The organism is Bacillus sp. EU55 (assembly GCF_038005925.1).
Taxonomy (GTDB): Bacteria; Bacillota; Bacilli; order Bacillales; family Bacillaceae; genus Bacillus; species Bacillus velezensis.
Genome location: NZ_JBBOUE010000001.1, coordinates 1,146,946 through 1,172,954, shown reverse-complemented (window position 1 = coordinate 1,172,954; position 26,009 = coordinate 1,146,946). Strand labels below are relative to the sequence as shown.

Below are 26,009 nucleotides of genomic sequence, written 5' to 3'. Positions count from 1 at the left end.
ACTTTTTCACTTCGAATCTATCATAGTCCGGCATAGCCGAAGGCGCCCGGGGTAAGCTTTACAGGCCTTCCGGTTTTAAACGATTCCGTCGCGGCGATCCCGATTTCTAAGTTAATCGTGGCATCGACGTCTGTCACAATCGGCGTTTCCCCTTTTTTCACACATTCGGCAAAGTGCTCAAGCTCCAGACGGTAAGCGTCTTTAAAGCGGGCTTGAAAATCCGGAATAATTTCGTAGCTGCTGCCTGACTCCGTTAAAATGGTGACATGGCTTTTCCGCAGCGTTCCGACCAAGATGCTTCCCGCCGTCCCGATAATTTCGGCGCGGATATCATGCCCGTACGGAGAATTTCGGCTTGCCTCCACATCGCCGGCCGCGCCCGAATCAAATTCAAGATACGTTAATGCCTGATCAACGTCGCCGCACTCCTCCATGAACGGGTGCTTTAAAATTCTCCCGTGCCCGCAGACGGACGTATCTTCGGCATTCATGAGATATCTCGCGATGTCGTAATCATGAATCGAACAGTCAATGAAAAGCCCTCCGCTATGTTTGATAAATTCCGCGGGCGGTGCGCCTTGATCTCTTGTAAATCCTTTATAATAAATGGGCCTGCCGATTTCCCCGGCGTCGATTCTTCTTTTCGCGTCGGCGTATGCCGGATCAAACCGCCTCATAAAACCGACCTGGCAGATGACGCCCGTTTCTTCGATTTTTTTCATGACTTCTTTAGATTCCTCAAGACTCAGGGTGAGCGGCTTTTCAACAAAGATGTGCTTGCCGTTTTCAGCAGCCTTCATGATCATTTCCGCATGTGTGCTTGTCGGTGTGACAATGATGACGGCGTCAATCGTGTGATCTTCCAACAGGTCATACGGATTCTCCGTCCATTTGGCGATTCCTAATTCTTTCGCACACGCTTCCGCCTTTCCCTTCATCGGGTCACAGACGGCCGCAAGCTCGGCTCCCCGCACTTCGCTGACTAAATGCTTCGCATGAAAATACCCTAATCGTCCTAATCCCAGCACCGCACATCTGACTTGATCTGTCATCTATCACCGCTCCTTTTTTCTTGAGGCCGCATGCCGCAATTGCGCAAGCGGTTTCCCTTATTAAACAGAAATCATCATTTTGAAAGCGCTTTATTTATAACCCAAGCTGTTTGCTTTCTTTTCTTGCAATCCGCAGTTTGCGCAAGCGCTTTCTCAAAGCTGTTTTAATTTTACAATGCTTTTCGCTCGTTTGACAATGTTTTTCATAGAAAAAAACGCGCCTTATCGCTGAGGGCGCGTTTTTGCCGGTGCCGTAGAATGCCTGATGACGAGTTCCGGAGATAAAATGATTTTGCTTTTTGTTTTTTTCTTCCCTTGAATCTCATCAATGAGAAGTTCAACGACACGCCGCCCCATTTCGCGTATGGGCTGAGAAATCGTCGTGAGCGGCGGTGCCGTCATTTCAGCGAGAATGGTATTGTCAAAGCCGATGACCGACAAGTCTTCCGGCACCCGAATGCCCCGGGAGCGCGCCGCCTGTATCGCCGCGCATGACAAGACGTCATTAAAGGCGAAAACGGCGGTCGGAAGGTCTCTGTCAAACAGCTCGCCCGCTGCCTGTTTTCCGCTTTCCAGCGAATATTCCGTCGGTATGATCAGCGATTCATCTAGTGTCATCCCCGCTTCCCGCATCGCTTTTCGAAAGCCTTTGATTCTGTCTCTTTCACCCGTCGTCGAACCGTTGCCGACGATACAGGCAATTCTTTTATGGCCTAAAGATATGAGATGCTCAGCCGCCGTATAGCCGCCGAGAAAGTCATCGATAATGACGACGTCCATCGGCGCGAGCGGTTTATCCTGCGTAATCATCGCAAGCGGGATGCCCGATTTCACCATATCATCAAGCGCTGTGACGCTGTCATCATGATCAAGTCCCGTCGCGAAAATAATGCCGTCCGCCTGCTTCTGCCGCAGCATCGAAAAATACTTCGTTTCTTTTTCAGGCTGATAATCGGTGCTGCAGATAATGATATGAAATCCCAGTGCACCGGCGCTGTCTTCAATGCTTTTCGCCAGTTCCCCGAAAAACGGGTTTGAAATATCCGGGGTGATCAGGCCGATCATATTCGTCTTTTTGCCCGTCAAAGCGGATGCGTGAACATTCGGATGATAGTCCATCTCCTCCATGACACGGAGCACCATCCGGCGGGTTTTGTCACTGATCCTCCCCGTATTGTTGATGACCCGCGAGACCGTCGAGATGGAGACGCCCGCTTTTTCGGCCACATCGTAAATTGTCATTTTCATGCTTACTGATCCCTCTTTTGTTCTCTGGTTTTAGGTCAGTCCGTTTTCCGGCTTACGAATTTGCGGTATTCAAGCGGCGAAATGCCTTCAATCTGTTTAAACAGTTTGGAAAAATAGGTCGGGTCCTCCATGCCGATGGCGTCCGCGATTGCCCCCATTTTGTCATTGGTTGCGGACAAAAGACGTTTCGCCTCCGTCATTCTGACTTTGTTCGTATACTGGCCGGGCGTGACGCCGAGCACCTGCTGCATACAGCGGGTCACGTAGTCTTGGTTGTAATGAAGAGCCGAAGAGAGCGCTTTGATGGTTGTTTTCTCCTGATAGTGCTCCTGCAGGTACCGGGCGGCCTCCCATGCGACTCTTTCCTTTGCGGACGGGATTTGGAACGCTTCTTTCTGAAGATGGAGCAGCAGCTCTTCAAACAGAATCTGCTTTCTGAGCGGCAGATCGGAGTTCTCGGCGCTGTCATCGGTCAGCACACTGAATTGCCCGGCCATAAACTGCGGGCGTCTCACCTTCCCTTTTTGCGGCAGGGACAGGCGGTAGCGGGACGGTTCTTCAAAGCTCCCTTTTTTTCGCCTCAGCTCCGACCAATTGTTCCCGGTTGTTTCCGTCACCTCATAAGCCGCTCCCTCAAAATGAAGCCACGAATAGGATGTCGTTTCTTCACTGCCTTTTGTCCCGTAATGTTCAAGGCCGGGAGAAAGCAGAATATATTCTCCCGCTTCAACGGAAAAGGCGTTTTCGTCTTCTGTAATGTAGAGGACGCCTTCTTTCACATACAGCAGATCAAACACCGGGAAGACCCGTCTCACATGGGTTTCGCCTTTTTTGAACACTCCTTCTCCCGCAGCGATAAAGACCGGGAACGGAGGAACTGTGAACTCGAGAAAGGACATATTTTCGGCCCTCCTTTTTAAGTCGGATTTTTGCAAGAAGTTTCGTTTCTCTCCCTTTTTATTATAAGAAAATGGAGGTACACTTTTAAACGTTGATTTTGTCAGGAAAGGGGTTAAAAGAAATGAAACAAGCGATTTTAAAACGGGCTGCGTTCAAACAATCCTCTGATCACAAACTCTCATTATACGCGCTGACTTGGCCGATATTTATTGAGGTTTCATTATATATGTTTATGGGAAACGCCGACACTCTTATGCTTAGCCAATACTCTGACAACAGTGTGGCGGCCGTGGGTGTCAGCAATCAGATTTTAAATTTAATTATCGTGATGTTCAGCTTTATCGCTACGGGTACGACAATTGTGATTTCACAGTTTTTAGGATCTAAACAGAAAAAAGAGGCGCAGGAAGTGGCTTATGTATCAATAGGAGCGAACTTTGTCATCAGTCTCGCCATCAGCGCCGCCATATTTTTTGCGGCCGTTCCGCTGCTTCATGTGATGGGTCTTTCCAATGAATTGATGCCGGATGCCAAAGTCTTTTTGCAGGTGGTCGGCGGGCTGTCCTTCATTCAGGCTTTGATTATGACATTCAGCGCCATTTTAAAAAGCTACGGTCATACGAAGGATACGATGTTCGTTACGATCGGGATGAATATTTTAAATATTGCCGGAAACTTTCTTGTCATTTTCGGGCCGCTCGGCCTTCCTGTGTTAGGCGTCGCCGGTGTTGCGATGTCAACGTCCTTTGCTCGGATCATCGGACTGATCGCGATGATTGTGATCGTCAAAAAACGCATCGGACTCGGTCTGACATGGCAAAAGATTTTTCACGTCCATAAAGAGCACTTGCGGAAACTCCTGAAAATCGGGATTCCGTCTGCCGGCGAACAGCTGTCTTACAACATTTCACAAATGGTTGTTACTTATTTTATCGCCATTATGGGCGCTCAGGCGCTTACAACAAAGGTTTATACACAAAATATCACCATGTTTATCCTGCTGTTCGGGACGGCGATCAGCCAAGGCACACAGATTTTGATCGGCAGATATATCGGCGCCAAACGGTTTGACGACGCTTATGACCGCTGCATGAAAAGTCTGTACTGGGCGCTTGGCATTGCCGCTTTGACATCCGTGATCATGACCTTGTTTTCAAAGCAGCTGATCGGAATTTTCACAAGCAGCCCTGACATTATTGCGACGGCGAGCATGCTGATCGCCATGACGATCATTCTTGAGCCCGGCCGTTCATTTAATGTCATTATCATCAACTCGCTGCGGGCTGCCGGAGATGCAAAATTCCCCGTTTACATGGCGATGATTTCCATGTGGGGTATCGGACTGCCTCTCGCTTATCTGTTCGGCATCCATTTCGGATTGGGGCTTATGGGCATCTGGATTTCATTTATCGCGGATGAATGGGTCAGAGGCATTCTTATGTACAGAAGATGGCGGTCGCGGATTTGGATTCAAAAAGGGATTGCATAAACGCCCGAAGCTTCGTTATGAAGCCGGGCGTTTTTTTATGCTTGCGAAAGCTGTTTTCTCATGTCACCGAGCTCTGACCGGTAATATGCCAGCAAATTGGTAACGGCGGGCCTTGAGTATAACGGAAACAGCTCCAGCGCTTCAGACGCCTCCTCGAAATACGCCTCGGCCTCGAATGCGATGTACTCCCATACATTCATAAAAGCTTTGTTGACGGTATGGCTCTCCAGCTCTTCTTCCGTATAGCCGAATTGCTTCATCACATGGCGCGGGAGACGCTTTTTCGCCCGCTCATCCGTATGGACCCCCAGAAGCACCCGGGTCAGCTGAATGGCTGCTCCTAATGAAACGGCTGCATGGCGGAGTTTCTCTTGGTTCCGGCGCGCGCAAACCGGCAGCAGAAGCAGGCCGAGGGCTCCGCCTGTTTGGCCCGCGTACATCAGCAGGTCATCAAACTCTTGATACGTTACTTTTTCTCTGTCAGAGATTTGGCCGGCGATAAACTCACGTAACGGCTCTTCTTCAAGCGCAAATTGCTGCCGCACATCGGCGAGCGCTTCCCACAAAAAGCCGTCGGCGCGTGCCCCGTTCAGAAAGTCTTGTGCCGCCTGTTCAAATCCCCCAAGTTCCTGCACATCAAGCCGGTCAGCTTCGTGAAACAAAGCAAGCACCGCCCATGCGGCCCGCCTGTTTTTTGGCGGCAGGGTTGAGAAAGTCCGTTTATATAAAGGAAAGTGCGCCTCGGCAAGCTGGGCGCATGTTTCGTATTCGGTCATGGTATCACTCCTCTGTTTTTTAGTGTACCATATGTTTCACAATAAAAAGACCGATATCCTCAGCGGAAACCGGTCGCGGCACTGTTATTCTTCTATATCGATACGGTACGCCTCAAACCATGTATGGATCTGGGCAAGATGGGCGATCAGCTGCGGGCCTTTCATCAGCTGGCCGAACCACGGAACCTGAAAAGATGAACCTTCTGTCTCCAGCAGCATTTCCAGCTTCTTTCTGTCAAGCAGGGTGTGAAGCACGGAATCTTTCTGTTGCAAAATCGTTTTCAGCCATTCTGTGACCCCCTGCGTGTATTTCGGGTGATGCGTTTTCGGATAAGGGCTTTTTTTGCGGTACAAAATATCTTCAGGAAGCAGTCCTTCAAGCGCTTTCCGCAAGATGCCTTTTTCCCGGCTGCCATGCATTTTCATTTCCCAAGGAATATTCCAAACGTATTCCACAAGTCTGTGGTCGGCGAACGGCACCCTTACTTCAAGACTTGCGCCCATGCTCATGCGGTCTTTACGGTCGAGCAGATTTGTCATAAACCAAAGCATATTTAAGTAGAACAGCTGCCGTCTCGCTTTATCTGTTCCCGTCTCACCGTCTAACAGCGGCGTTTCCGCAATGGTTTCTTCATATCTCGCATTCACGTATTCTCTAAGGTTCAGCCGTTTTTGCCACTTTTCATCCAAGAGCGTGATCCTCTCCTCAGTCGACCTCATCCAAGGAAATCCGGCTTCTTCTGCCGCGGTGTGAAACCACGGATATCCGCCGAAAATTTCGTCCGCGCATTCTCCGGAAAGGCTCACGACAAAATCTTTTTTAATTTCCCGGCAGAACCATAATAGCGAGGAATCAACATCAGCCATGCCCGGCAGGTCTCTGACGAGAACGGATTCCTCCAGATGTTCAACCAGCTGATCCTGCGTAATCACGCACTTATGATGCTGTGTGCCGTATGCATTTGTCATTTTATCGATCCACGGGCCGTCATCATTCGGCTGAAAGGCGCTCGCTTTAAAAAATTTGCTGTTCTCCTCATAATCAATTGAATAAGTATGAAGGGGATCTCTGCCTTGTTTCTCAAAATGAGCGGCGGCTATCGCGGTTATCGCGCTCGAATCAAGCCCCCCTGATAAAAACGTGCAAACCGGCACGTCAGATACGAGCTGGCGTGTCACTGCATCCTGAAATAAGTACCGAATGTGAGCCGCGGTTTCATCGAAGCTGTCTGTATGCTTTTCGCTCTTTACATTCCAATAACGCCATATGGACAAACCGTCCTTTGAGAAAGTGAACGCATGAGCGGGACGCACCTCGTGAATTCCTTTAAACACCCCGCAGCCCGGAGTTCTGGACGGCCCGAGTCCGAATACTTCCGCAAGTCCGCCGCTGTCTGTGCGGGCTTTCACATCAGGATGAGCAAGGATGGCTTTCAATTCCGACCCAAACAGAAAGGAAGAGCCGTGTTCTTTATAAAAAAACGGTTTGACGCCGAGCCGGTCTCTTGCCCCGAACAGCCGCTCGCGCTTTTCATCCCAGATGGCAAAAGCGAAAATACCGTTCAAGCGGTTCACGCACTCCTCCCGCCACTCAATATAGCTGTGCAGCAGCACTTCTGTATCAGAGGTCCTCTCAAAACGGTGGCCCCTCGCCTGAAGCTCCTTCCGCAGTTCCTCCGTGTTATACAGCTCGCCATTATAAATGATGGTGTACGTCTCCTCTTGATGCGTGCAGGCCATCGGCTGGCGGCCGCCTTCAATGTCAACGACCGAAAGTCTTTTATGTCCGAATAAAACATGGGGCTCTCCCCAGACGTTTGAATCATCAGGCCCTCGTTTTGAAAGAGTGTCTATCATATTGTTCATAATATGTTTCTCTTGGACGAGCTGCTTTTGAAAATCGACCCAACCCGCAATTCCACACATGTGATATCAGCTCCAATCCCGTTTCTGTCGGTATCAAATTCGTTTCTATCAGCACTTTACCCAGTTTATGCAAAGAAACGCAGATAGTTGATTTGTCCCACTAAGAGTTGTATGAGACAAGCCCGATTTGGAAAGAACGGAAGAGAAGAAACAAACAAAGGAGACCGGCACGGTTATGAAACGAAAACAGTTTTTCTCAGAAAAAAACAAATGGGGGCGCGGCACCCTGATGATAGAGGACGGCATCTGCCTCGTCGAAAACGATGAAGGCGATATCCTGCTTGCAGACAGTCTAGGAAACGCAGACGTATTGATGAAACGCGGCGGCAGATGGCAGCCGGCACGGATTTGCGGCGGTGCGGCCGAAATCGGCGCTGACACCATCCCCCTGCTCGGCGGGGAAGAAATCCGTTATGAAAAGGCGGTCAAACGGCCGCTGTTAACCTTGCTCGATTCGCTGGACGATGAAACGTTTCTGCTGTTTCTCAGCCATCTTCACGGGTTCGGCCTGTCTGTATATGATTGCGTATTTTCCTACAATCAGGCGCTGTTTTCCGGTGAAGGCGTTTCGTTTTATCACTTCTCGGCGGATGACGCACAATGCGCCCTGCAGCATCACCGCGGCAGCTCGGGTAAACACGACAGATTTGAATGGACGGCATCTGACGGGCGGCGCTCCATTATGTATTCAGCGGCAAAACAAGACGGCACCGCATAACAAACAGGCGGCACTTTTAAATAGGTGCCGCCTGATGTATTTAGCTTTGTTTTTCACGCTGATTGACGCCCGGCGTTTGCTTTTACCCTTTACAGCCGTAGCTTTTGCGGTAACGAGAGTGATTGACGCTGGCACAGTTGCGCAAAATGTATGCGCAACTAAAAAAACCCGGATGCATCCGGGTTTTTCAAGCGACTGATTAAAATACGTGAAAGCCGATCGGCAAGTGAAGGCCGAGCAGCACCGTCAGGACGAGCACGATAATAAAACCGATCCACAGTCCGCCGGTTGATTTGCCTTTTTTCTTACGGATGACGAGCATTTCCATCAGTCCGATGGTAATGATGCCGAGCAGCATTTTTCCGGCGTATTCTCCGTTCCAATTCGCAAAACGGACGAAAAGCTCAGCTCCGGTCAGAATAATAATAATGTAGAATAAGCGCAGAATCATATGCGTAATTTTTGCGCCCTTCGCTTTTCCGGCACCGTACAGCCCGTAGCTGACAAACACCAGGATAAGCGCAACGACCCATGAAGTAATATGCCAATGTGTCATTATGTTCAATTCCCCCTATCGATCAATCTGCCTCACTTATGGTACCACAACAAGCCACCCGGAGCATTATCAATCGTGCGAAAGACACACAATTATCCGATTTGGTTCGACAGCGTGCCGATCGGTTCAATTGTAATGTCAATGCGGTCCCCCGGCTTTAAAAATTTCGGCGGCTTAAACCCTTTTCCGACACCGGACGGCGTCCCCGTCGCTATAATGTCACCGGCTTCAAGCGTCATCCCTTTTGACAGCGTCTCGATTAATTCAGCTATCGGAAAAATCATGTCGCCCGTTGATCCTGATTGGCGCAGTTCTCCGTTCACCCGCGTTTCAACTTTCAGGCTTTGCGGATCACTGACGGCCGACTTATGTACAATGACCGGGCCCATCGGGCATGTCGTATCCAGGCTTTTGCCGATAAAAAACTGCTTATGTTTTTTCTGCAGATCGCGCGCTGTTATATCATTTACAATTGTATAGCCGAATATATGATCAAGCGCATGTTCTTTGGAGATGTGCGATCCGCTTTTTGATATGATTACCGCAAGCTCCCCTTCATAATCAAGCTGCTCCGTTACGTCCAAGTGGCTGTTCACTGTTTCTCCGTGTCCTGTAACGGCAGCGGGGGCTTTCGTAAAAACCATGGGATGCTCCGGTATATCAGCCTCACTCCCCATTTCAACGGCATGATCACGATAATTTTTCCCGATGCAGATCACGTTCTTTGAAGGTCTCGGAATAGGCGCGCAAAGCTTTACGTCAGACAGCGCATACATAAATGAACCCGACTCGTCATTCGGTTTTTCCGCCCATTCCGCAAGCTGTCCGGCATGCGCGACAAACTTATCTCCTTTTTGAATGCACTCGATCAGCGAACCCGGAATCGTCTCAAGTTCAAACAATTTTTTTTCAGCCTTTTGCAGATCTAAGATTTTGTCATCATCAATGATCAGACCGACAAATGTTCGGCTGTTCAGTTCCCCTGTCGCAAATTTCATGTTAATCCCCCATCATTTTTAAATCTGGCATTCCTTTATGTATTCTTCCTCCAGGCGGGAAATTCCTCTTTTAAACAGGCTGAAAATAAGTGTAAAAGAGTATCAAAAATTGTCACTTTTTTAGTCATATTGACGAAATAAAACCTTCTTGGACAAAATGGGTTATACTATTATCATCCTATGTTTTCCAAAATAATCGAGAATTGGAGATCACACGATGAACAAAATTGAAGAAAAAAGATTAACTTTATTCGAGACAGCGCAAAAATTCGGAATCAATGCGACGGAGACCATCAGGTGTAGCCAGGAGCTGGACAGCCTTTTAAACGGGTGCCGGGGCGGGCTCATCCAACAAACGAAAGACAGCGGGCTGAACCCGTCCGTACAGATTGAGCACGGCCGCACCGCAGGAAAAAAAGAGGCTTTCTCATAAACGTGATGTGTATATAAATCTGTATCATTTATGTATAAGGCCCGGCATGCGTATAGCGCCGGTGTTTTTACGTCTAAAGTTTTTTCCGCTCACAAAAATGTGCATTTGTCATAAGCTATTTTAGGCAGGCAGCCCAGATAAGCTCCTGGAGTGCAGTCATGAAAATCTTCACGAAAAGGATGTGCTCGTATGCCCGCAATTGTCGGAGCGTTTAAAATTAATGCCGTCGGTACGAGCGGAGTCGTTCATATAGGCGACTGCATCACCATTTCTCCAAAAGCAGAGGTTAAGACATTTGCCGGAGCGGGCAGCTTCAATACCGGAGACAATCTCACACTGACGAATTACAGGAATTCAACGAATGTGTACGATAATGATGTAATCGATCAGCCGATGGCAGGAAACGCATAAAGGAGGCGCCGTATGAATTTTTACGTCAATCAGTCGATCCATATCAATTACATGCGTGTAGAATCTGTCAGCAATTCCTCCATACTGCAAATCGGAAGCGCCGGTTCAATTAAATCTCTTTCCAATCTGTACAATACAGGGAGTTATGTTGAGCTGGCGCCGCCTGTCACCGCGGGGCAGCAGACTGTAACAACAGGGGGAGGTCCCGGCACCTCATCATTTGTACCGCTCCAGCCGCCAAGCCGGTAGTTTTAATGAAGGAAACGAGACGCGAGGTGAATGTCATGTATGATCAATCCGTTTCATCCTACCTGCAGAATTTAAATTCTTTCGTCCAGCAGCAGGCGCAGCAGATTCAGGAGCTCGAACGGCAGCTGAAAGAATTCCAAAATGAAATTTCAACGCTGAAGCAGCAGCCTTCTACAAGAATCGATCGGCTCGAGTATAAATTTGATCAGCTGAAAATTGAACGGCTGGAAGGAACGCTGAATATCGGATTGAATCCGACTGATCCGAATGCCGTGCAAAACTTCGAAGTCGGCCAGACATCTCCGCAGGTCGGAATGATGCAGCAGGAACAGGCGGGCCAGCAAATGCAGCAAATCCGCCAAAACGTCGATATGTATCTGAATGAAGAAATCCCCGCGCTTTTAGAGAAGCTCGAAACTCAGTATGAGAGCAGGCTGGACGAAGCGAACAAATATCATATTATTGAAGATATCAGAAAGCAGATGGACAGCCGGATTCAGTATTATCTGTCCCATGTCCCGAAAGAAGAAAATACGGCGCCCGCGCAATATGCCGAGCAGATTGCCGAACATGTGAAGCGTGATATTGTCAGGGCCGTCGAGCACTTTATTAAGCACATACCTGGTGAAGTGAAAGGTGATGATCCGTCATGATTTTTACAGTGATTAACCGGAATATTGAAGTCGGCGACATCCGGTCTACCGGTGTATCCAGTTCTTCCTTATTATTAATCGGCGACACCGATTCCGTCTATCTGTCTTCCATCTTTGACACGCCTCCGGAATCTCTTATTATCGGGCCTTATGTGCCGCTGGCGCCGGAATAATGTTAAAGCGCATTTCACGCCTCCGGAACGCCAAAATCAATTCAGTCGGAATTGCGAGTGTCTTTCAAGCAGGCGATACGAATGAAATCAATATGCGGGTCACAGTATTGGCCGATCAGCGTAGTCTTGCTGTATACAGAGATGATGAAGGCTCATTTAACAAAAAAGAATACCAGATCTTTCGGCAGCCGGCCGTCATGCCGTTACCGGAAACGGGAGTCCAAAGCGCATTCTGCCATGAAAACCCTTCAATTCGGGTAAGGGATGTGAAAGTTCAAGGGGTATCGTCAGCGTCCGTGGTTCAAATCGGATCGACGTCAATCGTTCTGGGAGATTCGCGGCTGAAACATATTAGGCAGATCTTCACATCAAGCTCACAATCACAGCAGCCCTGACATATAATGACGGTGAGACTTCTATAAAGGGTGTCGTTTATGCCAGCAATTACCGGACCTATAGCTATCAATTCCATATCGGGCGGAGTCGTAAACTTTGGTGATTCCTTTTATCTTTCTCCAAAAAGCTCTTCTAAATCTGCGCTCGGTTCGGGAGCAGGCAATACCGGAGATTTCCTGTTATTAAACAACGTTGTCAATGCGACAAACTATATAGACCCCGATGTCAGCGATCAAAATGTGGTCGGAAACGCCTAAAAAGCAGCCGCTCTTTCAGAAGAGGGCTGCTTTTTAGGCGTTATGTTCGTTCATTTGCTTTTTTTGTTTTTACAAGCTTTTTTGGCGGCTGTTTTCTGATCCATTTCACAAACCGCGCGAGTTTCGGGTCACGCCGCAGCTCTTCTATTCCCGCGAGCCTTGCCGCAAGCTCCTGATTCGTATAGAGCGCGTGAACCTGTTTATGACAAGGGATGCAGAGCATTGCGGTCGGAAGGAATGTCCCGCCTTCTTCCTTAGGCGTTAAGTGGTGCTCCGTCAGCCGCACATGATGGCGGCCGCATAATTCACATGTGCCCTCGGCAGAATCGGCCATAATTCCTTCTCCTTTCTACATGATCTCCAATGTGACCCGGGTGCCTTTCCCGCCCGGTTCGGACGGATGAACGATTAATTTTTTCGGCAGACGCGCTCTCAGCTCCTGCACATGGCTGATCACTCCGACGGATAAGTTGTCCGATTGCAGCTTTTCGAGCGCTGTGACAACGGTGTCTAAGAGCCCTTGGTCAAGAGTCCCGAATCCTTCATCTAAGAAAAAGAATTGCAGCGGGTATTGCCCCCGCAGCTGAATCTGGGCGGACAAGGCAAGCGCAAGCGACAGCGATGTCAGAAACGTCTCCCCGCCGGAAAGGCTTGATACGGGCCGTTTGACGCCTCCGTTCGCATCATCACGCATGACGAAACCGCCTTCTGAATCGACTAATATGGCATACCGCTGCCTTGTCAGCGCTCCGAGACGGGCAGAGGCGTCCCGAGCCACGCTTTCCAGCTGTTCTTCCGCTAAAAATTCGACGAATGTATTGCCTTTACATACAGACTGGAGCTTATCAAGCCTGTCAATCTGTGTCTGCCAGCTTTTCAGTTCGGCTTCAATCTCTTTAAAGCGCTTATGCTGTTTTTGCATAACCGCGAAGGCTTTTGCCTGTGCTCCTTTTTCCTCCATGGCGGCGCCTGACTCAGCCTCTGCCTGCTTCAGCAGAGAAACGGATGCTGTCCATTCTTCCTCTGATATCCGGCGGTCGGCTAATTTATCAGTAACACGGCTGATATTTGCCGATAGCTGTTTTGAGGTGTCCAGGAACTCATCAATTTCTTTTTTCATTTCCTCTGCACGCCCTTGCGGAAGCAGACTTTTTTTGACTTGGTCCGGCTCGGTAAACCCGGTGTCTTTTGACCTCACGCGCCAGTCGTTTTGCGCTTTCTCAAGGGAAGTCTCAGCATCCCTGAGTGACATGAGACTCCCGGATTCCCGGCCTTTTGCGTCATTCAGTGATTGCTGCGCCCGCTTCAGCGCATCGAATAGGGACTGTTCTTTCGATTTTAACAGCTGTAATTCCTGCCGCACCGCTTCAAGCTTTGCGGAAATTGATGTTTCTTCAGCTGCTGTTCCGAGCTCTTGTTCATATCCGTCAATCACCTGCTGCAGGCGCTCCGACGCATAGTGAAGCTCGAGCCGTTCCCGTTCAAGCCGATGCTTCATCTCCTGCAGGCGTTCTTTCTCCTCTTCATGTTCCTTGAGGAATGCGATGCTTGTTTCAATGCGCTTCTCACATTCTTCTGCCTGCCTGTCCTTCTCATCTATCGAAGCCTGCCAGGAGTCAATCCGGTTTGGCGGAATATCACCGCAGACTTCGTTGTACTGATTCAATCGGCTTTCTGACAGCGATTCAAGCTCTTCTAATGAATGTCTGAGACGGTCGGCTTCTTTTTCCTCGTAGCGGATTCGTTCGGCAAGCTGCTCAGCTTGTTTCACCGTCTGCTGATGCGCGCTGATCAGTCTTGTGACCTTCTCTTTTACCGACAGCATATCCTGTTTCATTTGTTTCCACTCCAAGCGGACGGCGCTGAACGCTTCATCAAGCGGGCGTCCGCTGATGGAGGAAGCGGCTTCCAGCTCCGGAACCCGGGCGCTTTGCAGAAACGGACATTCTTCGGTAAAACGCCCCGACTGTTCTTCTAATGCAACCTTGGCTGTCAGCACTTCCTGAGAAAGAGCCGCCGCCTCAGAAAGTAGTGCTTCAACCTGCTGCAGCTGTTCCTGTACAGCTGTATCAGGCGAGAATGTTTCATGAGCGGAACGAGGGCGGTCATGCTGCGTCGAGCCGCATACAGGACAAGGCTTTCCTTCGATTAGTTTTTCCGATAATTCTTTTGTTAATGCAGCCGTTCTCGCTTCCTCTGAGCGCCTGCGGAGATCGGCTTGCGTTTTGTCAGCCCGTTCGGCTGCGGCTTTCAGTGAACGCTCCGTTTCACAGACCATATGGTAAACGGTTTGAAGCGTTTGATAAGCGCGCGTAATGTCTTCCTCTTCCGTTTTCGCTTTCGCTGTGAGCGACTCGCTTTCTCCGTTCAGCTTCTCCACGTTTTTCAGCTGCGTTGTCAGATTGGCCCGTTCTTTCGTGATTTGTTCCTGTGTCTGCTGAAAGCCCGCCGCCAGCTGTGCTGCGGTCTGGCATTTTTTCCGTTCATCGGCGGTCACTTGAACTGCTTTCAGCTCTTCTTTCAGCTCATTCTGCCTGTTTTGGCCGCGGGTCAGGCGGTCTTTCACTCCGGCCAGCTGTTTCGAGGCGGCTTCGTATTCTTCCTCTTTTTTGCTGTGTTCCGCATTTGTTTTTTCCGCTTCTTTTTTCGCTTCAAGCAGTTTTTGTTCTATGGCTGAAAGTCTTTGATACAGCTCTTCTTCCTTGACAAGCTTCGGCTCCTGTTCGGCCTTATGGGCCCGCCATGCTTCATAGGCTTCATTTTGCCGGGTAAATGAAACGGTTTCCGCCTCTGATTTCCGTTTGGCCAGTTCGTGCTCCTGTTCGGCGCGCTGCTTCCGGCGGACGGCTTCTGTGTAGCGGTCTGCGTACGGCTCAAGGGCGAGAGCTGTTTCAGCCTCTTTAAGACGCTCAGTCAAATCCGTGATGTACGGGCGTCTTTCCTCAAGCTTTTTCTCCCGGCGCTCATATTCATCTCTTTCTGTCTGCAGGTTCCAAATTTCCTGGTGATTCTCAAAACGCTCTTTTGCCCGGACCCGTTTCTTCTCAGCTGCTTCAAGCCGTTCGTTCGCTTCGTGAAACTGCTGTTCAGCCTGTTTCAGCGCATCTTCTCCTGCGTCTCCGAGGCCGGATTGTTCGGCCAGCATTTCATTTTTTTTCGCTGCCGCTTCCTGCGCCCGCCGCCGCAATTTTTTGACAAGCCTGTCCCCGTACTGTTCCAGATTAAACAGGCGCTGGAGCATATGTCTTCTTTCCGCGCCTTTAAGCGACAGAAACTCGGCAAACTTTCCTTGCGGCAGCACGACGGCTCTTGTAAAGTCGTCAATGGTCAGGCCAAGAAGCTCCTCTACCTTTTTGTTCACTTCATTCGCTTTATCGGCCAGCACTGTTTGTTCGTCTTTGATTTCAATCAGCCGGCAGAGGGCGGTTTTTACTTTCGTTTCATCCGTTCTCTTAAAAACGCGCTCGACCTTGTAGGAAACCCGGTGGCCGGATTGAAGCGCGAATGTAAATGAGACGGCGAGCTGATCTTCGGCATGATTCAGGATGCCGTGCGTATTATTTGCGGCGCGCTCCACTTTTCCGTATAAAGCGAGTGTCATGGCATCAAGGATCGACGATTTTCCGCTTCCGGTCGGCCCGAAAATCCCGAACACCCCGGCTCCTGACAGTCCGGCAAAATCAATGGTCTGTTCCTCCCTGAAGCTGTGGAGCCCTTTTATCGTTAACAGAATCGGCTTCATGTCGCATCCTCCTCATCATCTGCTGACGCAAGCTCTAAAAACAGCTTGACCATCTCCTCATCCGGCACGCCGCCGCCCGTTTGTTTTTCATAAAACTTCTTAAATCGATCCTCAATTGATGTGTGTTTCACTTCAATCCGGTCATTGCCGGTCTCTTTTTCTTCAAAAACCGGCCTGATATGGATAAAGCCGGGATGCGCCTTTCTCAGCCGATGAATTTCCTCGAGAGAAAGCTGATCCGTCAAATGGATATCAAGATCAATCCACGCATTCCGGTCACGCCCTTCATCAAGCCAGCCGTGAACCTCGCTCAGCCCCTGCGCTTTCCATTTGACGAGCGGTTTACCGGAAGACAGAAAAATCTCTTCCCACTTCGCTTCTCCGCCGGGCTTCGCTTCTACCACCGTCACCGATTTGGCATAACCGGCTTCTGAAAAGCTGTATGCGAGCGGAGAGCCTGAATAACGGGCAGCCGTCTTGGCGCGCTTGATCGTTTGCGGACGGTGGAGATGGCCGAGAGCCACGTAAGCCGCATCAGCCGGCAGGCTGTCAGCGGCAACTGTGTAAGCGCCCCCGACTTCAATCGGACGCTCTGAATCGGTCTGATTTCCCCCCGCGACATAAATGTGGCTCGCCGCAATTTTCACGGCATCGTCCCGGCACAGTCCGCACATGTGAGCAAACGCCTCTCTGATTTTCACATCGTAATGATCGCGAAGAAGCTTTTCCTCAAACGTATCAGAAAGCACTTCGTTTAATCTCGCCTCTGACGGATATGCCAGCGCGGCTACGGCTAACAGCTCGTCCGCCGACGGCACCTCAATATGCACGGGTTCTGTCCGCGGATAGCCGATTAAATGAATGCCGCGCTCATTTGTTAACGGAGAAGCCGCCGCCAGCCTGTCGGGATTGTCATGGTTTCCGGCAATGACGACGACCGGTCGTTTTCCGCCGTCAGAAAGCGCGGAAAGACTTTCATAATACAATTGTTCAGCGAGCGCAGGCGGGTTGACCGTATCAAATACATCCCCCGCCATAATGACTGCATCAATGTTTTCTTCCTTGACAATGGTATTCAGCTCTTCCAATACCTCGGCCTGCTCGCTCAGCCGGCTTCTGCCTTCCAGCGTTTTGCCGAGGTGCCAGTCAGCTGTATGTAAAATGCGCATACCGCATTCACCTCACTTTTTGATAGAAAAAAAGATCCGCTCCAAAAAGGAGCTTCGGATCTTGTTACAGTGTAAGAACGTGACCTCCATCGAAGAAATAGAGCGCACGCCCTTTCACTTTCGTTTTCGTAATTTGTTCAACCGCTTTTGTATACAATTCGATTTGTGTTTCATACCTTTTTTGCAGAATCGGAGCCGCGCCTTCAAATCCGTTCCGGAATTTCCCCTCTATCCGATCTGTCTTATAGTCCAGCAAATAGAGACCGTCCGCAGTTTCGTAGAGGCAGTCAATAATCCCCTGCACGAGCAGCGGTTCACCGGCCGTTTCGGCATCCTTGTACACCTCGCCGGCCGGAAGCGCCATACTGAACGGCACTTCCCGGTCAATCCGCAGCGCCCCGAGAAGGTCTTTACCGATTTCAGTTCCGAAAAACTGAACAATTTCTTCTATATCAATAGCTTCCTGCTGTTCTTCTGTCAGCAGCTCTTTTTCGTAAAGCATCCGGACCGTCCGCTCCGCTTCTTCGGCAGTCGGCACGTGCGTCAGCGGTATGTGCTGCATCACCGTATGCATCGCCGTTCCTTTTTCGGCAGCTGTCAGCCCTTTTTTCATCATAAAACCGGGACGCCTGTATAAAAGCGTGTCTCCTGACGGTTTGATGAGAGAGCGGCCGCTGTATTCATCCTCGTATTCTTGCTTTCTCTTCAGCTCAGAAACTGACTGCTTCGTTCTGATAGCCGTCAGCTCTCGGTACGGATATTCCCATTCAAGCAGACGGCGCGCCTGATCATCAAATGAAAACGAACCAGGAATCGGCTCGCCCTGCTGAATCGCTTTGAGACGTTTGCTCTTTTCTTCAGCACGTTCTTTTGGATTCTCTTCCAGCAATTCACTTTGCTGCAGCATCCGGATGTGAAAACGCGACGGGTCGCGCGCGATATCCTCAGACGATGAAAGTCCCGGCGTCCTGTGCGCCTCCATGTCACGGTGGCGGATGAGCGCCGGCCCGATAAAGTCCAAATAAGATGACGCCTGATAGCGGTCGAATTCAGAAAGAAGCCAATCAGCCCGGTCTGCTTGCGCCTGCCATTTGGCCAGCTGTTTTTCCCGGTTTTTGCAGGAACCGACGAGAAACAGCTTTTCCTTCGCTCTGGTCAGCGCCACATACAATACGCGCAATTCTTCCGCTAAGAGCTCTCTGCGCATCTTTTTCTTCATCGCCACAAGCGGCAGAGTCGGATAGCTGATTCTGAGTTCCGGATGAATATACTTCGTGCCGAAACCGAGCTCTTTATCAAGCAGGTATGATTTGTTGAGATCCATCATATTAAAACTTCTGCCGAGTCCGGCGGTGAAAACGACGGGAAATTCAAGTCCTTTGCTGCTGTGGATCGTCATCAGCCGAACGACATCCTCCTGCTCGCTGAGCGCCCGGGCCGTCCCCAGATCATCGCCGCGCTCCTGCATCCGTTCAATGAACCGCAAAAAGCGGAATAACCCGCGGAACGCCGTCGCTTCGTACGAGCGCGCCCGGTCATACAAGACGCGCAGATTGGCCTGGCGCTGCTTTCCGCCAGGCATGCCGCCTGCATAGTCAAAATATCCGGTATCGCGGTATACTTCCCAAATCAGCTCAGACACCGAATGATTCGTCGAAAATGACCGCCACTTTTGCAGACTGTCATAAAAGGTTCTCAGTTTTTGATACAGGTCATCATGCCTGTCACCGTTCGCTATATATGCTTTCAGCGCTTCATAAAACGGCGCTTTTTTCTTTTCAAGGCGTATCAGCGCAAGTTCATTTTCGTCACATCCGACGATGGGCGAGCGCAGCACGGAAGCAAGCGGAATATCCTGATACGGATTATCAATCACCTTCAAGACTGAAAGCGCCGCAGCCACCTCCACGGCTTCAAAGTAACCCGACGTCAAATTGGCGTACACCGGAATGCCCTGGTTTTTCAGCTCTTCCATTAATTGCGGCGCCCACGGCATGGAGCGCAGCAAAATCACGATATCCCGGTACTGGATATTCCGGTGTGTTTTTGTTTTGCCGTCATATACCTTAAACGGAGATGAGACAAGCTTTCGGATCTCCCCGGCTATCGCTTTCGCTTCCCAGTGCACGGTTTCAAAGTCTTCGGCATCCTCGGCGCTGTCTGCGTCATCAGCGCTGTCAATCAGCAGCAGTTCCGTTTTTGCCGCGTCATTCGGCGGATACGAAGCGCCGAGCTTCAATGCCGCCTGTTCATCGTAGTCCACTTCGCCGATTTTTCCGCCCATCAGCTGCTTAAACAAGAAATTCGTACTGTCCAAAATATCGGAGCGGCTGCGGAAATTTTGGTTCAGATCAATTTTCTGCCCCGCGCCTTCCCCGCTTTCTGTAAACCTTTTATATTTCCCGAGAAACAGCAGCGGCTCAGCAAGTCTGAAACGGTAGATCGATTGTTTTACGTCGCCTACCATAAACAGATTTCCCGCCTCTTCATTCCCGCTTTTAACAAGCTGCAGGATAGACTCCTGCACAAGATTGGTATCTTGATATTCATCAACCAGAACTTCATGAAACTGGTCTTGATAATAAACGGCCGCTTCGCTCGGCACCCGCCGGCCTTCTTCATCAACCGCAGTTAAAATCGCCAGGCAGTAATGTTCCAAATCTGAGAAATCAATAATTGATTTTTCTTGTTTCGCCGCTTCAAATCGTTTTCCGTACGATATCACGAGCTGAACGAGCGTTTCGATGACAGGCTTCATATCTGTTAAACTCTTTAAGTGATCTTGCGGACTTCTTGTAAAGTAATCTGTCTTTACCTTTTCGATCAGTTTCTTCGCGCCGTTTCGCAAATCGGTCGCTTCGTCCAAAAGCGCTTTGTCAAATTCATCACCCTTTACCGCCTTCGCCCGCTTAAATGAGACTGCGGGAACCCGTTCATACAGCGCATCGAAGTCATGCCGGCAGCTGATCAGCTCTTCTATCTGCTGAAGGTCATCCAGAAAATTATCAGCGCGCGGGGCCGGCCCGCCGGGCGCTTTTGTCAGTTCAAGCGCCTTCTCAAGCTTTTGTTTTGCCCCGAAGAGCGCCATTTCAACATCTTCTCTCACATACTGGTAAAACGGAAGCTCTTCCATTTTGCTTTCTTCCGTCACGTCATACAAGCGGACAAAGCTTTGCAGCCACGCTTCCGGGTCAGGATGCGACCGGGAATACTCGTACACCCGTTTGACAAGGTCTTGAAGATCCAGATCATGCCTGTCTGTCGTATATCTGTCCGCAAGCTCAAAAAACGCCTGATTCCCTTTTGCGTATTCATCTTCAAACAGCTCATCAAGCACTTCGTCTCCGAGCAATTCGCCTTCCGTCTGGTCAGCCATCCGAAAACCGGGGTCAAGATCAATCATATAATAATATTTTTTAAGCACTTGCAGACAGAAAGAGTGAAGCGTCGAAATGCTCGCCCGATTTAATAGAGAGAGCTGCCGTCTGATATGCAGAGATCCCGGATTTTTGGCGAGCTCTTTTTCTAATGCTTCCGCGATCCGATGCTTCATCTCCGCTGCTGAGGCGTTTGTAAAGGTCACCACAAGGAGCCTGTCAACATCAACCGGATCTTCTTCCGCGGTTATCTTTCTGATCATCCGTTCCACGAGCACGGCCGTTTTACCTGATCCGGCTGCGGCAGCGACCAGAATATCGCGGCCGGAAGAAACGATGGCGCTCCATTGGTCATCCGTCCATATGCTGTCTTTCGGTTTAGGAATTTGCATCATCATCCGCCTCCTTCTTCAGCCAATCCAGTATGGTGCCGTCTTTTTCCGCTTTCAGGCTGCGGTATTCATTTTCCTTAAGCGACTCATCAAACTGGCACACCGATTGAAACGCACAATACGTACAAGGCGTCTTATCTTTCAGCTTATACGGGGTAATGGACACAAGCCCGTCCGTTATCGCTTCGCCCGCCTGTTCAAATGTCCGCCGCACATGGTCTGTCAGCAGATGAAAGTCCTGTTCGCTGACCGCGGCTGAGTCGGATCTTAAAGACCCGTCCTTTTTCAAACCGGCATTGACGATATTTGAACGCCCTTCCTCCAACGTCGTGTCCATCAGGCTGATCGCCTCCCGGTCACCGAGGAGAAGGCCTTTCATTTTAAATTTCTTAAAAATTTCCTGCTCGATTTCATCAAGCCCCATCGGCAGACTGGCCTGAATCATCGGATCATGAATATGGAAATACAAAACGCCTGCCGGGGTCGCTTTCATGCCGAGCCAATCCGCGGAATGTGTAATCGATAAGTCAAGATATGTGAGCATTTGCAGAGCGAGCCCGTAATACACCTCAGCCAGATCAAGCCCTCTGTCGCTTGATTTATAATCAACGATTCTCAGCAGCAGGCCTTTTGAGCTTTCCACTTTATCCACGCGGTCGATCCGTCCGACGAGTTCCATCGTACAGCCGTTTTTCAGCGTGAAAGTGAGCGGAGGCAGCGGCCCGCTTCCGCCGAAACCGAGTTCAAGACCGACCGGGACGAAACCGCTCGCCTTCGCATGCTCGCTTAATATGCCTGAAACACGCGTGACGATCTTCTGCAGTTTTTCCTTCACATAAAAGTGTCTGTTTGAGCTGAGCAGAATCTCTTTTTGCAGCTTTGGCGCAAGCCGTTCCACCGCTTCATAGGAGAAATTCCGGCACTGATCTTTCGTCAGATCGCGCCATTCCAGCTTCTGCTCACGAAGCCGGTCTGAAATCAGCTTCAGGCTGGAGTGAAACAGCTGGCCGATATCCGGGGCTTCCAGCTTGAAAAACTGCCGCTCTTTTAATTGAAGCCCGTGTGATGCAAAATGGGAAAACTGGCAGGCATTAAACGCCTCCATCCGGGAGACGCTTCCTTTAATATGCTCGCCGTAAAGCTGGCGCGAAACAGGCCGTTCAAGACGCTTCGCCTCATTGCGGAAAAACAGGCTTGAAAACAGCTTTTTCGCACGCCGGTGATCAGACTCTTTCATCAGCACATTGTATGCGCTCCACCATACGTCACTGATCTCGTACTCTCTTGTCCACAGCCTGAGCTGACTTGCCGTATATGTCTGAGCCACCTGTTTATTGACGAGATACTGGAGCTGCTCTTCTTCGCTTACCTGCTCGGGATCAGCCGCTGACAGCTTTTCCTGATGATCGGGAAACAGCTCGCCAAGCCTGTTTACAACGATTGACGGCAGGAGCGTTTTTCCTTCCGCATCGGCAATCGGGTATGACACATAAAGACGGTCAGACGGACTCGACAGCGCCATATAGATGAAAAAATGCTCATCAAGCAGCCGCTCACGCCCCGCGGAAGACAGCTCCACTCCGACCGCTTTCAGCCACTCCCGGTCATCATCAGACAGCACGCCGTTTTCATCCGGGCGCGCCGGAAGAACGCCGTCATTGGCCCCGATGACGAATGTGCAGGACGTGCCGTACATTCTTGAGAGATCCATATTCCCTACAAATACTTGGTCAAGCGCAGGAGGAATTAAAGAAAAATGAAGCGATTCCGTTCCCGTTTCAAGCATTTGCTGGAACAGCGCCAAAGATATTTCATCTTCACCCATCATGCCGGCAAACTCCTCGAGAAGCTGGATAACGGCATCCCACGCCTGGCCGTGCTGCTGCGCTTCGATCATGTTTCCGGCCTCTTCGGCCCGCTGCCTTTTTCGGTCCAGCTTCAGGGGAACATCGGTATCTTCCAAAAAGAGATAAAGAGCCTCCGCCATGCTTTGAACCGTTTTCGCCTTTTTCATCCGGTTTTGAAGCCGGACAAGGGGCGCGGCCATCCACTCTTTCGTCTCATTCAGCATTTGCTCCATCTCTATTTCCTGATCTGTCTGCGCGGAATCCTCATCGAGCGATACGAAGCGCCTGTATACAAACCGCTCGCCGCTCGTCCAGCGCTCCCCTTTAATGCCGTAGGCGATACAGTAGTTTTCAAGCTGATCGACCTGCTCTCTTATTTTCTGCTCCGGCTGATCAAGCGGGAATAACAGTTCGGTTTTCGCACAGCGGAACACCGCTTCATATCTCCAGTTCCCCTTCACGACATCCAGGCTTGAACGGATGAATTCAATAAGCGGGTGATGCTGCATAGAAGCTTTTCCGTCTATAAAATAAGGAAGCCCGTAATCGGCAAACACTTCCTTCAGCAAATCTTTATAATCTTCCGGCTGACGGATGAGAATCGCCATATCTTTGTACCGGTATCCTCCGTCCCGGACAAGTGATTGAATTTCCCGGGCAATACCTTCAAGCTCAGCTCTTCTGTTTTGCGCCTGCATGACGGTAAAAGCTTCCTGTCCGCCGGTATACGCCGCGGCGGGACGCACATCGTACTGCGACTCTATACAGGCAAGCTCCGGCACATGCCGATGCCGCTTCGTGCCATGCAGTTCCTTGCAGGAAATATCGGCATTCAATTCCTTTGCCGTCTGATAAAGCTTATAGTATGTGCTTCCCGTCATTCTGAACAGATCGAGCTCATCCGGTGCCTGTTCCGCCGAAGGGCTGTCCGCCGTCAGCGAGAATGTGACATGTTCAGCATGCATGATCAGCTGCTCCAGCACCCTTAATTCCTGCGGCGTAAATTGATAGAATCCGTCGACATAAACACGGGCGCCTTTTACAACGTCCGCCAAAGGAATCTGCTGAGCGAGCAGCGTCAAATAATCCTCTGAATGCAAATAGTGTCCGGCGAGGCTTCTTTCCATCTGCTGATATAAAATGCCTAAATCATGAAGTTTTTCAGACAGCATCCGCTCTCCGCGATATTCTGACGCCGTTCCGCTTTCCGCCATGCGGCGGACGTCTTCAGGCTCAATACAGTACCGCTTAAACTCTGTCAGCATCCGTTCCACCTGCTCAGTGAACCCGGTTTTGTCACTCGCTTTTTGATACACTTTAAACTCGTGCTTATATTCTTCAATCAGTTTCCTTAAAAGCATCTGCACACCCGTCGTCGTCACAAACGGGCGGTTCATGCCCCCGGTATGCTGAAGCACGCGCCACGCCAAACGCGAAAAACTGAACACTTGAGCGCGTATCATGCCGCCGATATCCGGCGTTTTAGCAAGCTCATATTCCATTAAAAACGTCATTTGATCCGGGACTAGAAAAATGATCGGTTTCCCGAACGGCTCCCGGCGCAGTTCATCTTGAATGCTGTCGATAATCAGCCTCGTTTTCCCACTCCCCGATCTGCCTACTAAAAACTCAACACCCAAATTAAAAGACCCCTCTCTTTTTATCTTTCTACATTTTATCGAAAGTTGACGAAAATGACCAATCTCATCTGCTGGTAAAAACGGGATGACTGTTTTAAAAAATATCGTTTTTGACCAAAATAAAGAAAGAAGGACTAATGGTGATGTCAGAATATCCCGAAGTAATTGTACGGACGGCTCTGTCGTTCAGCATTCTGTTTATCGGCGCCCGGATACTCGGTAAACAAACCATTTCACAGATGACGCTTTTTGATTTCATTGCGGCCATCTCGCTCGGCGCCATCACGGCCAATCTGTCGTTTAATACAAAGCTGCCGATTCATTATAATGTCATTGCCTACATTATTTTCGTGGCAATCATTTACCTTGTCGCATATCTTTCTATGAAAAACAGGGCCCTTAGGGGTTTCTTTGCAGGCAAACCGACCATTATCATTCAAAACGGTAAAATACTTGAGCATAATATGAAAACGATGCGTTATACCATCGACTACTTGAACCAGCAGCTGCGTGTAAATGACGTATTTGACATTTCTCAGGTTCAGACTGCCATCATTGAAACAAACGGCAGCATGTCAGTGGAGGTCAAACCGGAATTTGCGCCCATTACAAGACAGGATCTCGGCATCTTTGCCGGACATGAAAAGAACTTTGCCGTTGAGCTGATTATGGACGGCCGGCTGGTGATGAAGAATCTGGAAGAAAACCACGTATCGGAAAAATGGCTGAGAGAAGAATTGGACAAGAGAAACCTCAAACCGGAAGACGTCGTATACGCTGTGCGCGGAAGCAACGGCCGGCTTTTTGTCGACACATACGACGACCATATTACATCGCCGCTGGATCAAGAATAAAAATGACATCCGCACATGTCACGGGCTGCCGCCGTATAATACCCTATAAACATCCGGGGGTGAGTCCAATGCACGAGAATTTTTTTCATTATACAGCCATCTGCAGTGACGATTCTGTGCTTATCAAGGATCTGGTAAAATCCATAAACGGTGAATACAGCGCTGTGATTTGCTACTCAATATTAGCCGAAAAAGCGCCGACCGCAGAAATCAGAAGACGAATCGAACATATCAGAGAAGAAGAAGTGCGCCACCTGCACGCTTTCTCTTCACTGTATACGTCAATTACCGGAAAACAGTTGACGTCGAAACAGACGGAGCATTGTCCGCACACATACAGAGAAGGACTGAGGGCGGCGTTTTATGATGAGCAGAAAACGAATGATTTTTATTTGCAGGCATCCGATAGAGCGGTGCATCCGGAAGCGAAGCGGTTATTTGCCCGCACGGCATTTGACGAGCAGCGTCATGCCGTCTGGTTTTTATACGATATGGCCCACTCTCCTTTCCACCATACAGGGGGAACGGTATCAAACGCGCCGAACACAAGCTACACCGAGGTAAATACCGGAAAATAACGGTTCAGGCAGATCACGCTCCCCCGCCGGGAGTCTTCAGACCGCAGACAAACCCCGTTCTTTCAACATGAGAGAATGGGGTTTACTTTTCGAGCCGTTTTTATACTCCCTCTAAACAATGGATAACTTCTTCATTGTATAATCAGCAAAAACCCTTTATAATAAAATAAACCAA

The 26,009-nt window shown here is 49.7% G+C and carries 23 protein-coding genes; 11 read left to right on the top strand and 12 right to left on the bottom strand.

Annotated elements, in window-relative coordinates; translation table 11 throughout:
* Positions 1-20: 20 nt before the first annotated feature.
* The 3 genes from iolG to NYE50_RS06190 form a co-directional block, all read right to left on the bottom strand.
* Positions 21-1,052, bottom strand: a complete 1,032-nt coding sequence (iolG, locus tag NYE50_RS06200; protein ID WP_159353997.1) for an inositol 2-dehydrogenase — start codon at positions 1,050-1,052, stop codon at positions 21-23.
* A 222-nt stretch (positions 1,053-1,274) separates the two neighbouring features.
* Positions 1,275-2,300, bottom strand: coding sequence for a LacI family DNA-binding transcriptional regulator (locus tag NYE50_RS06195; protein ID WP_014417382.1), 1,026 nt, complete (start codon positions 2,298-2,300; stop codon positions 1,275-1,277).
* A 35-nt stretch (positions 2,301-2,335) separates the two neighbouring features.
* On the bottom strand, positions 2,336-3,199 hold the full coding sequence (locus tag NYE50_RS06190; protein WP_007409155.1) for an AraC family transcriptional regulator: 864 nt from the start codon (positions 3,197-3,199) through the stop codon (positions 2,336-2,338).
* A gap of 122 nt (positions 3,200-3,321) precedes the next feature.
* On the opposite strand from NYE50_RS06190, the gene NYE50_RS06185 reads away from it, so the two are divergent.
* A complete protein-coding gene (locus NYE50_RS06185) occupies positions 3,322-4,689 on the top strand; it encodes an MATE family efflux transporter (protein WP_003155121.1) in 1,368 nt (455 codons plus the stop codon).
* 35 nt (positions 4,690-4,724) lie between these two features.
* Here the strand turns inward: NYE50_RS06185 and NYE50_RS06180 are convergent, their stop codons facing one another.
* Together NYE50_RS06180 and asnB are read right to left on the bottom strand one after the other, a co-directional pair.
* A complete protein-coding gene (locus tag NYE50_RS06180; RefSeq protein ID WP_053285064.1) occupies positions 4,725-5,465 on the bottom strand; it encodes a squalene/phytoene synthase family protein in 741 nt (246 codons plus the stop codon).
* Positions 5,466-5,549: 84 nt separating this feature from the next.
* Complete coding sequence (gene asnB / locus NYE50_RS06175) at positions 5,550-7,391, bottom strand: asparagine synthase (glutamine-hydrolyzing) (RefSeq protein WP_159353996.1); 1,842 nt, start codon at positions 7,389-7,391, stop codon at positions 5,550-5,552.
* Positions 7,392-7,566: 175 nt separating this feature from the next.
* On the opposite strand from asnB, the gene NYE50_RS06170 reads away from it, so the two are divergent.
* A complete protein-coding gene (locus NYE50_RS06170) occupies positions 7,567-8,109 on the top strand; it encodes a DUF2777 family protein (protein WP_201448508.1) in 543 nt (180 codons plus the stop codon).
* A gap of 199 nt (positions 8,110-8,308) precedes the next feature.
* On the opposite strand, the gene NYE50_RS06165 is transcribed toward NYE50_RS06170, so the two are convergent.
* Positions 8,309-8,665 carry a YisL family protein gene (locus NYE50_RS06165; protein WP_003155128.1) on the bottom strand — a complete coding sequence of 119 codons (357 nt, stop codon included), beginning with the start codon at positions 8,663-8,665 and terminating at the stop codon, positions 8,309-8,311.
* 92 nt (positions 8,666-8,757) lie between these two features.
* The gene (locus NYE50_RS06160) at positions 8,758-9,663 is read right to left on the bottom strand and encodes a fumarylacetoacetate hydrolase family protein (RefSeq protein WP_159353994.1); all 906 of its coding nucleotides are present in this window, start codon (positions 9,661-9,663) and stop codon (positions 8,758-8,760) included.
* A gap of 217 nt (positions 9,664-9,880) precedes the next feature.
* On the opposite strand from NYE50_RS06160, the gene NYE50_RS06155 reads away from it, so the two are divergent.
* The 7 genes from NYE50_RS06155 to NYE50_RS06125 all read left to right on the top strand — a co-directional run bounded on the left by NYE50_RS06155 (position 9,881) and on the right by NYE50_RS06125 (position 12,235).
* Positions 9,881-10,096 (top strand): aspartyl-phosphate phosphatase Spo0E family protein, encoded by a 216-nt coding sequence (locus NYE50_RS06155; protein ID WP_014417374.1) that lies wholly within the window; start codon positions 9,881-9,883, stop codon positions 10,094-10,096.
* A gap of 189 nt (positions 10,097-10,285) precedes the next feature.
* The gene (locus NYE50_RS06150) at positions 10,286-10,507 is read left to right on the top strand and encodes a spore germination protein (protein WP_003155135.1); all 222 of its coding nucleotides are present in this window, start codon (positions 10,286-10,288) and stop codon (positions 10,505-10,507) included.
* Between the two features lie 12 nt (positions 10,508-10,519).
* The gene (locus NYE50_RS06145; RefSeq protein WP_159353993.1) at positions 10,520-10,756 is read left to right on the top strand and encodes a spore germination protein GerPB; all 237 of its coding nucleotides are present in this window, start codon (positions 10,520-10,522) and stop codon (positions 10,754-10,756) included.
* Between the two features lie 35 nt (positions 10,757-10,791).
* On the top strand, positions 10,792-11,409 hold the full coding sequence (locus NYE50_RS06140; RefSeq protein WP_159354698.1) for a spore germination protein GerPC: 618 nt from the start codon (positions 10,792-10,794) through the stop codon (positions 11,407-11,409).
* On the top strand, positions 11,406-11,582 hold the full coding sequence (locus NYE50_RS06135) for a hypothetical protein (protein ID WP_003155141.1): 177 nt from the start codon (positions 11,406-11,408) through the stop codon (positions 11,580-11,582). The genes NYE50_RS06140 and NYE50_RS06135 overlap by 4 nt, the downstream gene beginning before the upstream one ends.
* A complete protein-coding gene (locus NYE50_RS06130; protein ID WP_159353992.1) occupies positions 11,582-11,977 on the top strand; it encodes a spore germination protein GerPE in 396 nt (131 codons plus the stop codon). The genes NYE50_RS06135 and NYE50_RS06130 overlap by 1 nt, the downstream gene beginning before the upstream one ends.
* A gap of 39 nt (positions 11,978-12,016) precedes the next feature.
* Positions 12,017-12,235, top strand: coding sequence for a spore germination protein (locus NYE50_RS06125; protein WP_003155143.1), 219 nt, complete (start codon positions 12,017-12,019; stop codon positions 12,233-12,235).
* Between the two features lie 40 nt (positions 12,236-12,275).
* Here NYE50_RS06125 and NYE50_RS06120 read toward each other — a convergent pair whose 3' ends face one another.
* From NYE50_RS06120 to addB, 5 genes are all read right to left on the bottom strand, one after another.
* Positions 12,276-12,569: a hypothetical protein gene (locus tag NYE50_RS06120; protein ID WP_017417418.1), complete on the bottom strand. Its 294-nt coding sequence runs from the start codon at positions 12,567-12,569 to the stop codon at positions 12,276-12,278.
* A gap of 15 nt (positions 12,570-12,584) precedes the next feature.
* Complete coding sequence (gene sbcC / locus NYE50_RS06115) at positions 12,585-15,977, bottom strand: exonuclease subunit SbcC (protein ID WP_172868826.1); 3,393 nt, start codon at positions 15,975-15,977, stop codon at positions 12,585-12,587.
* A complete protein-coding gene (gene sbcD / locus NYE50_RS06110; protein ID WP_032866159.1) occupies positions 15,974-17,146 on the bottom strand; it encodes an exonuclease subunit SbcD in 1,173 nt (390 codons plus the stop codon). The genes sbcC and sbcD overlap by 4 nt, the downstream gene beginning before the upstream one ends.
* 64 nt (positions 17,147-17,210) lie before the next feature.
* Positions 17,211-20,915, bottom strand: coding sequence for a helicase-exonuclease AddAB subunit AddA (addA, locus tag NYE50_RS06105; RefSeq protein ID WP_038461775.1), 3,705 nt, complete (start codon positions 20,913-20,915; stop codon positions 17,211-17,213).
* The gene (gene addB / locus NYE50_RS06100; RefSeq protein ID WP_159353990.1) at positions 20,902-24,402 is read right to left on the bottom strand and encodes a helicase-exonuclease AddAB subunit AddB; all 3,501 of its coding nucleotides are present in this window, start codon (positions 24,400-24,402) and stop codon (positions 20,902-20,904) included. Before addB ends, addA begins: the two co-directional genes overlap by 14 nt.
* A gap of 143 nt (positions 24,403-24,545) precedes the next feature.
* Between addB and NYE50_RS06095 the strand changes: the two genes are divergently transcribed.
* Together NYE50_RS06095 and NYE50_RS06090 are read left to right on the top strand one after the other, a co-directional pair.
* Entirely contained in the window at positions 24,546-25,256 is a 711-nt protein-coding gene (locus NYE50_RS06095) for a DUF421 domain-containing protein (protein ID WP_123117712.1), read from the top strand.
* 68 nt (positions 25,257-25,324) lie between these two features.
* The gene (locus NYE50_RS06090) at positions 25,325-25,834 is read left to right on the top strand and encodes a ferritin-like domain-containing protein (RefSeq protein WP_071181685.1); all 510 of its coding nucleotides are present in this window, start codon (positions 25,325-25,327) and stop codon (positions 25,832-25,834) included.
* Positions 25,835-26,009 lie beyond the last annotated feature (175 nt).